Source organism: Flavobacterium sp. UBA5153, assembly GCA_002413745.1.
Lineage (GTDB): Bacteria > Bacteroidota > Bacteroidia > Flavobacteriales > Flavobacteriaceae > Flavobacterium.
Genome location: DHXP01000045.1, coordinates 15,344 through 26,471 on the forward strand (window position 1 = coordinate 15,344; position 11,128 = coordinate 26,471).

6 protein-coding genes are annotated in these 11,128 nt (G+C 39.0%); 3 read left to right on the plus strand and 3 right to left on the minus strand.

The features are described 5' to 3' along the window. Nucleotides 1–33 precede the first annotated feature (33 nt). The 3 genes from B2145_RS09260 to B2145_RS09270 all read right to left on the minus strand — a co-directional run bounded on the left by B2145_RS09260 (nucleotide 34) and on the right by B2145_RS09270 (nucleotide 7,050). A complete protein-coding gene (locus B2145_RS09260) occupies nucleotides 34–3,639 on the minus strand; it encodes a glycoside hydrolase family 2 TIM barrel-domain containing protein (RefSeq protein ID WP_291101359.1) in 3,606 nt (1,201 codons plus the stop codon). Between the two features lie 639 nt (nucleotides 3,640–4,278). Beyond that, entirely contained in the window at nucleotides 4,279–4,638 is a 360-nt protein-coding gene (locus B2145_RS09265; protein WP_291101362.1) for a cupin domain-containing protein, read from the minus strand. Between the two features lie 285 nt (nucleotides 4,639–4,923). Then, nucleotides 4,924–7,050: a M3 family metallopeptidase gene (locus B2145_RS09270; protein ID WP_291101365.1), complete on the minus strand. Its 2,127-nt coding sequence runs from the start codon at nucleotides 7,048–7,050 to the stop codon at nucleotides 4,924–4,926. Nucleotides 7,051–7,377: 327 nt separating this feature from the next. Here B2145_RS09270 and trmD point away from each other — a divergent pair, with 327 nt between their 5' ends. From trmD to B2145_RS09285, 3 genes are all read left to right on the plus strand, one after another. Beyond that, complete coding sequence (gene trmD, locus B2145_RS09275; protein ID WP_291101368.1) at nucleotides 7,378–8,055, plus strand: tRNA (guanosine(37)-N1)-methyltransferase TrmD; 678 nt, start codon at nucleotides 7,378–7,380, stop codon at nucleotides 8,053–8,055. 191 nt (nucleotides 8,056–8,246) lie between these two features. Further along, the gene (gene rplS / locus B2145_RS09280; RefSeq protein ID WP_291101370.1) at nucleotides 8,247–8,597 is read left to right on the plus strand and encodes a 50S ribosomal protein L19; all 351 of its coding nucleotides are present in this window, start codon (nucleotides 8,247–8,249) and stop codon (nucleotides 8,595–8,597) included. A 288-nt stretch (nucleotides 8,598–8,885) separates the two neighbouring features. Then, nucleotides 8,886–11,108, plus strand: a complete 2,223-nt coding sequence (locus B2145_RS09285; protein WP_291101373.1) for an NADP-dependent isocitrate dehydrogenase — start codon at nucleotides 8,886–8,888, stop codon at nucleotides 11,106–11,108. Nucleotides 11,109–11,128: the final 20 nt, after the last annotated feature.

Here is an 11,128-nt window from a genome sequence, read left to right on the forward strand (position 1 = left end):
ATTCCCATAATACCCTGCTAATATCATTACGATTTACCTTTTATATGGCTTTATCTCCATGGTAAAATTATAAACTTGGGGTAAAACCCTATATTGGTTGAGTACTGAAATAGCCGTACAACCCACTCCACTTGTCGCATAATCGAAGTTAAACGTGGTTCCGTCGAACGGTTGTACTTGATATGGGTATCTGGCCCGGGTCATATTGTCCGTATCAAATGGCTGGGTACTGAAATTAAACAGATCACTTCCTTTAAATTCCAATCCAACACCATCGGTAGTTTCTATGCGCACCCAGCGATTGTCGGTGCGCAAGCCATAATCCTGAGGAACGAGGTATTTCTCTGTCATTTCCTGTACAGAGGAGTTGTAAACGCCAATTTTGGCTCCAGTTTTGCGGTCAGGGTAGTTTTCGAAAGGACCTCTGCCATACCATGCAACCTGCTTCAAATCTTTGTTCATATTCCATTGAACACCTATTCTGGGTAACCATACAGGCATCAGTCCTTGCGGGGTTACGGTATGATTGATAGTAATTTCACCATTGCCATCAATGGTGTAAACGAAGTGATTGTCGAAGGCAGTACCATAATTTATCCCTTCGGCATGATTCATCACATCCACTTTTACTTTATTGTCCTTGGTTTTCGAAACTGATAATTTGTCTAGTTTGTAGGTTAAATGGTCTAGCCCAAGCGAACGCCAGTTGTTTGCCGGACCGTCTCCCATACCCGGATTATGATATGTCAAATGCGATTGCAAAAGAGCCCATTGGTCAAGTTCGTTGGCCAACGGAGCACGCCATACATTCAGTTTTGGCCCTTCATTTACCAGCGATATTCCCTGATATTTCATCGATTTTAACTCCCCCTTCGTTTTGTCAAACACATACTCGAAATCTTTTCCGGTAATGACAATGGCATCAGTGCTTTCGGTAAATAATGCATTGGAAGAGTTTTTTACTTGAATTGCTTCTTCTGCTTTTTTCCATGGCAACTCCAGTTGGCTCCAGGCAACTTCAAATCCTTCGGGAGCCCATGATTGGGCTTTTTTCAAGCTGAAGCTTACAAGAATCCTGTATTCTGTTCCGGCTTCCAGATCAGGTTTCTGATAGGGAATGGTTACGATTTGTTTTTGAAGCGGGTTTACCGACACATTTAATTCCCCTTTTTGAATCACTTTCCCGTTGGCTTGCAGCTGCCATGTTGTTTTCATTTCGCTGAGATTGGTAAAATGATACCGATTCCAAACTTGCACAGTACCCTCTTCGGGGTTTACCAACTCAACATTTGCAGGCTGAGCCGATTTCTTTACCTGCCAAAGCTCGGGTTGTGGTGTCCGGTCAGGCCAGATAAGTCCGTATGTGCGACCGCCAATACCCATACTGAAGGATGTTCCCTTGTCCTGGACTTCATCGAAATCGAGCCAGAGTTGCGCCTCGTCTTTGAGCGATGGCGTTGGGTTTAGCAATTGATCAATCGGTATGGCTTTATTGAAAATAGCCACCCTGTCGAACCGTGCATTGCTTGTTCTGCCAGCATATTCCTGACCTTCGATTTCGGCGTTTCGTCCAATGTTTACCGGGAATGGTTTATTGGTGATGCTTCCCGTGAACGGTTTGCTTCCGGCAAGTTTTCCGTCAACATAAATTGAAAGGGATTTTCCGTCGTAGATTCCGGCAAGATGATGCCAACTGTTTTCCCAGTTTTGCGGAATCGAAACGGATAAAGAAGTCCGGTTATCATCCGTAACATAAAACTCCAGCGAATCCCTGAGATTCTGGCGAAGGCCGAACTGATAGCTTCCTTTGGTAACGAAAGTGCCATCGGTATTCCAGTTTCGTGGAAAGACCCAAAGCGATAAAGTGAGCTGATTTCCGGTGATGTCAAGGGCTGGATCGCGATAAACATCTACCCACTGATCATTTCCGGTTAATTCAACGGCACTGCCAAATTTTCCCGGAACCAGCTTTCCACGGCCTTTTATAGCGGTGTTGATATGGTTTTTGGAAGCATCGGTGAGCAACTGGATTTTCTCTCGTATTCCCGGACTTACCCAATCCCACAATGCTCCCCCAATACAACGAGGATAGTTATAAATAATATCCCAATATTCGTCCAGACCACCCCCTCCGTTGCCTTCCACCGAGATGTATTCATCCATAAATGAAGGGCGTGGATCCTGGCTTTCGGGAACTTGGGCGATGCGTGTTTTCAGTTCGTATGGTGTTGGGTAGCGTGGGCCGATGATATCTTCGCAGGGAACTTCATTTTTCCAGCCCACATCATCGGTGTTGCCGCCATACATAAAAATACGGGAAGGATCGAGTCGTTTGCCTTCTTTAATTACTTCACAGATATTGTTTCCGGTGCCACTTTCGTTGCCGGCACTCCAGAAAATAATGGAAGGATGGTTCCTGTCGCGGAGTACCATTCCACGAACGCGATCCACATAGGCATCTCGCCATTCGGGACGTTCCGATATATATTCGGTAGCATGTGATTCGTCACCGGTTTCATCAACAATAAAGATTCCCATTTCGTCAGCAAGGTCCAGGTAATCGATGGTTGGAGGGTAATGCGAAGTACGAACGCAGTTGATGTTGAATTGCTTCATTAAGGTGAAATCCTTTCTGATGGTTTCCACATCCATTGTATGGCCCAAATCGGGATGCTGCATGTGACTGTTGGTTCCGTTCAGTTTTATCGGAACACCGTTTACATATAAAGCCTGATGTTTTACTTCCACCTTTTTAAAACCAATTCGACTAGAGAGTACCTCTTCTGTTTTTCCTTCTAAATTTAAAAGCTCGAGTGTTAAATAGTACAGATTAGGCTTTTCGCTTGACCATTTATCAGGGTTGGAAACGGACGCCGAGAGGTTTACTGTTTGGGTTTGTTTTCCGTCCACCGAAACCTGGTTTGAAACCATTTTTTGAACCACGGCTTTGTGATTTTTATCGAATAGGGTAGCCCGAACTGAATACCCCGATTGACTTATCTCTAAATAGTTGGAGATATCGGCAGCAATCGAAAGAGTAGCATCGCGGTAGTCTTTATCGAGATCGGTGGTGACATAAAAGTCGCGCAAATGTACCTTTGGAGTTGCCAGTAAATACACATCGCGAAAAATGCCAGATAAACGCCACATATCCTGATCTTCAAGATAAGTGCCTGCAGAATATTTGTACACATTTACGGCAATCAGATTCTTGCCGGGTTTCAGATATTTTGTAATGTTATATTCAGCAGGTTCGTTGGCACCTTCGTTAAAACCTACTTCTTTGCCATTAACCCAAACAAACGATGCTGAAGTAGCGGCTTCCAGACGCAGAAACACCTCTTTGTCCTTCCAGTTTGAAGGAACTGTTACCGTTTTGCGATACGATCCAACCGGATTGTAATCGTGCGGAATGAAAGGCGGGTTCGCATGAAAGGGTTGCGATACATTACGGAACACGGGGTCGCCATAGCCTTGCATCTCCCAATTGCTGGGCACATTGAGATTGTCCCATTTGGTATCGTTGAATTTTTCAGTATAGAAATCCTTGGGCGACACATCCGGGTTTTCTGACCATTTGAATTTCCATTGGCCGTTCAGGGAGAGAAACCCTCTGGATTTGTCCTTGTTGTTTTCCAAGGCTTCTTGAACCGTGGCAAAAGGAATGAGAGGAACACGGCCTGCTTCCTGGTTTAGGGAGAATTTACCGGGGTCTTCAATAAATTTATAAACGTTTTCGAGAAAGCCCCGCTGTTGGGCGTAAGCACAATGCAGGCTGAAGATACAGCATAAAATGCCAACAATAAGTTTGTTTTTCATCATTTGATTAGTTGATTAGTTGATTAGGGTTGTTTGCCAAATGTGGAGAATAGTTTTAACATCAGTTTGTCCAAAAAACCCAAAATAGTATTAAATGCACTTAATTTCAAGTAAATATATACGATTTAACCGATATGAAAAAACACTTTGTTTGGAAAAAGTAGTATTTCAACTCTTGGAATCGAATTGCTATAAAAAGAGTTTAAAAAAGCCTTTAGAAACAAAAAATAATGCGGCAGTGTTTTTGGTCACTGTTTTATAAGATTATTGTCCATCAAATTAAAAATCCGATGCAAGTTAAAGTTGAATACTACGAAGATCAATCCGACTTATGGGCATATTTGATGGCTCTTTATTAAAGTGCAAAATCACGAATTAAATAGTAACTCCCGATGCAAATAAATGAAGACTCTATTTAAATTTTCACCCCTTTGTTCCGCAAATACTAAACAAACAATTTCAATATGTTTTATTAAGCATAAAATCTTCACGAATTGGGCTAAAAACATCCGTCAACAAACCACTTTCCAGGCAAACGACACCGTGTAGCACGTGAGGTGGAATATAAAAACAATCGCCTCCCTTCATAATTTTTATTTCTTTGTCAATAGTAACTTCAAACGCGCCACTTCCTACATAAGTTACTTGCGAATGGTAATGTTCGTGTATGCTGCCAATTGCCCCTTTCTCAAAATAAACGTTTACTAACATTATTTTGTCATCATACCCCATTATTTTGCGCTTGATGCCTTCACCAACAATTTCCCAATCAATTTCTTCTCCTTTTATAAATTCTTTGCTTGCTCCAAAACTTTGCATTCTATTTTGATTTTATGGGGGTTATTATTATTTAAAACTCGCCGTTCCTCGAAGTCATCTTGATATGATGCACAAAGTCTCCCAGCTCATGTCTTTGTAAAAGTAATCATTTAATAAACAAACAAAAATGTAAATTAATCCCACTAAATCCTAGCCCAGATTGAAACGGCATCCTTTCCTTGCTTTCTTTAAGCAAGGAAAGATATAGTGAATAGCTGGAAATAGCTCCTAAAAAAAATGACATCCTTTAGAGATGCCATTTTAATAAATTGATTTGAAAAAATATTATTTTTCTAAAAGTCCTGCGTTTTTTAAATAAGGTTCGATTTCCATTTTATGACCTACTAGGTTTTCGAAGGCTTTGTTTAAATCGACGCTATTGCCCACGGATAGGATTTCTTTTCGGAATTTATCGCAATTTTGACGCGTTAATCCACCGTTTTTCATCATCCAGTCAAACACGTTGTAATCTAAAGTTTTAGACCAAGTGTAGGCGTAATAGCCTGCAGAATAGCCTCCGCCCCATACGTGTGCGAAATAAGGCGTATGGTATCTTGGCGGTACTTCATTGACTAATAAACCATACTTTTCTAGAGCTTCTTTTTCGAATTGTAAAGTGGGTTTAAAATCGGATTCCTTTTCTACAGTATGCCAAGCCATATCAAGAGTTGCTGCGGCCAAAAGTTCAGTTACATCGTATCCTTTATTGAATGTTTCGGCTTTTTTAAATTTGTCTACTAAGGCCTGAGGAATAGGTTGTTTGGTTTGATAATGCACGGCATAATTTTTCAGAATAGCGGGATCTAATGCGGCGTGTTCGTTGATTTGAGATGGAAACTCTACATAATCTCTAGGAACGGATGTTCCAGAAATTGAGGTGTATTTTTGATTGGCAAATAAACCATGTAGCGTGTGTCCAAATTCGTGAAACATGGTAATTACGTCGTCTGAACTTACTAAAGACGGGTTTCCGTTTGCTGGTTTAGAGAAATTAAAAACATTGACAATTACTGGTTTTTGCTTTAAGAAATGGGATTGCTCTACAAAATTACTCATCCAAGCTCCTCCATTTTTATTGTCGCGTGCGTAGAAATCTAAATAATAAATGGCTATCGATTTGCCATCAAAATCGAATACTTCATAGACTTTTACATCTGGGTTGTACACCGGTAGATCCGTGCGTGGCTTGAAAGTGATGCCATACATTTGTTCGGCTGCATAGAAAACTCCCTTTTCAAGAACGCTTGTTACTTCAAAATATGGTTTTAATTCGCTTTGATCTAAATCGTATTTTTGTTTACGTACTTGCTCAGAATAAAAGTTCCAATCCCAAGGTTCTAATTTGAAACCTCCGTTTTGAGCATCGATTAAATCTTGAATTTCCTTGGCTTCAATTTTGGCTTTTGCAACAGCTGGAGTTGCAATTTTGGCTAATAAATCCATTGCAAGAATAGGCGATTTTGCCATTTGGTCTTGCAATTTCAATTCGGCAAAATTTTTCTTGCCCATCAATTGTGCTTTTTGCAAACGCAATCGGGCTGTTTTTTCAAGAATTTCGCGAGTATCTCCTTCGTCCCCTTTTTCGGCTCTATACCAAGAAGCTTTGTATATTTTTTCTCGGCTTGCTCTATTTTTTAAATCTTGTAATACGGGTTGTTGTGTGGTGTTTATTATATTGATTAAATACTTTCCGTCTTGTCCAGCTTCGGTTGCGCTTTTTTTGGCAGCAGCAATGTCGGCGGCACTTAGCCCATCTAAATCGGATAAATTATCAAATAGAACGGCTCCATTTTTTCGAGCTAGCAAGAGTTTATTGGTATATGATGTACTTAATACGGCTAGTTCCCCGTTAATTTTTTTCATTTTATCTTTATCAGCAACCGATAAATTAGCTCCTGCTAATTCAAATTTTTGCAAATAATATTCGGTTAACGCTTTGTCATCTCCTTTTAAAGTTTTTAATTCCAAAGCTTTAAAACGATTATACAACTTACTGTTTAGGTACATCTTGTCCTCGTGAGCAGCAAATATTGGAGCATATTCTTTTTCGATAGCCTGCAAAGTAGGGTTGGTATTCGAACCTGTTAGATTTTCGAAAATCATTCTGGCTCTTTTAAAATCTTCTCCAGAGATTTCGATTGCCAAAACAGTGTTCTCGAATGTTGGTTTTACAGCGTTATTTGCAATTTTGTCAATTTCTTGATCATGAACTTTAATACCATATTCGAAGGCTGGTTTAAAGTCTGAATCTTTTATTAAATTAAATTGTGGCGCTTGATACTGCAATTTACTTTTTTGCAAAAGTGGATTTGTCATTTTAACGGTATTGTTTTGTGCAGAAAGTGTTTGAACTTGCAATGAAGCAAACAAAAAAACGGAACTTGCCACAATTATCTTTGAAAAAATTTTCATAATGATTTTGTTTTTTTAGGGCATAAAAGTAATGGAAAAAAAAGGAATCCGAAAACGATGTAGCAACTAAATTATAAAAATCATTTTCATTAAAACACCAATGCAAAACAAGGGTTGGAATAAAATACTGATATTCTTCGGATTAGACCTGACAGGTTTTAAAAACCTGTTAGGTCTCTACATTGAAAACCAACGAAGTTATAGATTCAACCCTTGATTCGCATTACCAATTATGCATTATTGAAAAATTAGAAATAGCTTCTATAGAATTCATTCTTTGGCTATTGCACAAATAACTTTGTACCTTTGTAACCTAGAAAATAAAATATGCGCATTGATATTATTACCGTTCTCCCAGAATTGCTGCGAAGTCCGTTTGAGGCTTCGATGATGAAACGTGCCATCGACAAAGGAATTGTCGAAGTTCACATTCATAATTTACGGGATTACACAACCAACAAGCAGAAGAGCGTCGATGATTATCCTTTTGGCGGCGGAGCTGGAATGGTGATGACCGTACAACCCATTGATGCCTGCATCACGCATTTGAAAAGCGAAAGAACCTACGACGAAATCATTTATATGTCGCCTGACGGAGAAACCCTGAACCAGAAAATGGCGAACACAATGTCGATGTATGAAAACATCATCATTCTTTGCGGTCACTACAAAGGCGTCGATCAGCGGGTTCGCGACCATTTTATCACCAGGGAAATTTCGATTGGTGATTATGTTTTGAGTGGTGGAGAATTGGGAGCTTTGGTTTTATGCGATACTTTAATTCGGTTAATTCCCGGAGTTTTAAGCGACGAAACCTCGGCATTGACGGATAGTTTTCAGGATAATTTATTGTCGGGGCCAATATATACAAGGCCTGCCGATTACAAAGGCTGGAAAGTTCCCGAAGTTTTAACCAGCGGAAATTTTGCCAAAATCGACAAATGGCGCGAAGACATGGCGTATGAACATACCAAAAATCGACGACCGGATTTGTTAGAAGATTAATTAATATATTAAAGTGAAGTTTTTTTACAAAGTAAAGTGAAGTTTTTCACCAAGGAATGTGATTTTTTTCACATTCTTTCGACTTTCGACTTGTGACTTTCGATTTTTTTTGTAAATTTGCGCCCACATTAGACCAACCTCTGGCGAAATCCGTGAATGTTGCTCTTTTTAAAACCATAATAAAAAATAAAATGGCAGATTTAATGAAATTCGTTCAAGACGAATTCGTAACAAGAAAAGATTTCCCTGTATTCGGAGCTGGTGATACTATCACGGTTTTCTATGAAATTAAAGAGGGTGAAAAAACAAGAACACAGTTTTTTAAAGGTGTTGTAATTCAAAGAAGAGGTTCTGGAAACACAGAAACTTTTACCATTCGTAAAATGTCAGGTGCAATTGGTGTAGAGCGTATCTTCCCAGTAAACTTACCAGCTTTACAAAAAATTGAAATCAACAAAAAAGGTCACGTTCGTAGAGCTAGAATTTTCTACTTTAGAGAACTTACCGGTAAAAAAGCCAAGATTAGAGACAAAAGAAGATAGTCAACTATCTTTTTATTATAAAACTCCCGAAATTTTCGGGAGTTTTTTTTGGAACAATAGGTCCGCTTTTTAAATAAAACCCCTATTTGATTTTCGCTGAAGGCCTTATATTTTCATTTCGATAAAAAAAAGACACAATTTTAAACAATTCGCTATTAGAAAATTAAATAATCCTAATTTCATAATTTTTTAAACTAAACCAAACATAATTAGTGTGTATTCCCATTTACGAAAACGTTTTTGTTACATTTGTAAACCAAATAAATATTAAAAATAATTTTTATTAAAATGTCAACTAAATCCAAAATTTTTTACACGCTCACAGATGAAGCGCCTTTATTAGCCACTTATTCATTTTTACCAATTGTTCAAGCTTTTACGGCAACTTCCGATATTGAAATTGAACCTCGAGATATTTCTCTTGCCGGAAGAATTTTAGCCAACTTCCCGGAGTTTTTGAAGGAAGACCAGAAGGCAGAAGATGCCCTATTGGAACTTGGAAAATTAGCAACCACTCCAGAAGCAAATATTGTAAAATTACCAAATGTTTCTGCATCGGTGCCACAATTAAAAACGGCTATCGCAGAATTACAATCTCACGGTTACGCATTACCCAATTTTCCTGAAGAACCAAAAAATGACGAAGAAGCAGCAATCAAAGCCAAATATTCTAAAATTTTAGGCTCTGCAGTAAATCCAGTTTTACGTGAAGGAAACTCTGATCGTAGAGCACCAAAAGCCGTTAAAAACTTCGCGAAAGCAAACCCACATTCAATGGGCGCTTGGTCATCTGACTCAAAAACACAAGTAGCTTCTATGGAAAGTGGTGATTTTTACGGAAGTGAAAAATCAATCACCGTTGCCGATGCCACAGACGTGAAAATCGAATTTGTGGGCAAAGATGGATCAACTACTGTCTTGAAAGCGAGCACTCCTCTAAAAGCAGGCGAAATTATTGACAGTTCAGTAATAAACCTTAATGCTTTAAAGAGTTTTGTTGCCAAAACAATCAAAGAAGCCAAGGAACAAAATGTTTTACTTTCGGTTCACCTGAAAGCTACAATGATGAAAGTATCGGATCCAATTATTTTTGGTGCCATTGTGGAAGTTTATTTCGCAGCTGTTTTCGAAAAATACGCCGCCTTATTCAATGAATTGAGCGTTGATACCCGAAACGGTTTAGGAGATGTATATGCTAAAATTGCAGGACATCCAATGGAAGCCGAAGTGAAAGCCGCAATAGACCAAGCTATCGAAAACGGACCAGCATTGGCAATGGTAAATTCAGAAAAAGGAATTACCAATCTCCAAGTTCCTTCGGACGTAATTGTGGATGCTTCTATGCCGGCCATGATTCGTACTTCGGGACAAATGTATAACAAGGAAGGAAAGCTACAAGATACCATTGCAATTATCCCGGACAGATGTTATGCCGGAATTTATTCTGCTACCATAGATTTTTGTAAAAAACATGGTGCTTTTGACCCAACTACTATGGGAAGTGTGCCAAACGTAGGTTTGATGGCGCAAAAAGCGGAAGAGTATGGTTCCCATGACAAAACTTTCCAAGTGAATGCAGACGGAATTGTTCGGGTTGTTGACACTAATGGCAACGTTGTAATGGAACAAGCTGTTGAGGCAAAAGATATTTTCAGAATGTGTCAGGCAAAAGATGCCCCGATACAAGACTGGGTAAAATTAGCCGTAAACAGAGCTCGTTTATCAAATACTCCTGCCGTATTTTGGTTGGACGAAAACAGGGCACATGATCGAGAAATAACTGAAAAAGTAAAAAAATATTTAAAAGATCACGACACAACCGGTTTGGATATTCAAATCCTTAATCCTATTGAAGCCACTAATTTCACATTAGAAAGAATAATCAAAGGATTAGACACCATTTCTGTAACAGGAAACGTACTACGTGATTATTTAACTGACTTATTCCCTATTTTGGAAGTAGGAACTTCAGCTAAAATGTTATCTATTGTTCCTTTGATGAATGGCGGAGGATTGTTCGAAACAGGAGCAGGTGGATCTGCCCCAAAACATGTAGAACAATTTCTACAAGAAGGCTATTTGCGTTGGGATTCATTAGGTGAATTTCTTGCTTTAGGAGCTTCATTAGAACATTTAGGACAAACTTTAAACAATTCAAAAGCGATTGTTTTAGCGGAAGCACTTGATGTAGCAACTGAAAAATTCTTGGAAAACAATAGATCTCCAGCACGCAAAGTGGGTCAAATTGACAATCGTGGCTCTCACTTTTATTTAGCTATGTATTGGGCTGAAGCACTTTCAAAACAAGATAAAAACGCTGAATTAAAAGCTATATTTACTCCTATTGCAACTGCGTTTATTGAGAATGAAGCTAAAATCAACGCTGAATTAATTGGAGCGCAAGGAAAACCACAAAATATTGGCGGTTATTACCAACCGAATCCGGAATTAGCCAGCAAAGCAATGCGACCAAGCGAAACATTCAATGCTATATTGGCAAAAATCGCATAATCATTTTTTTTTAAATTAAT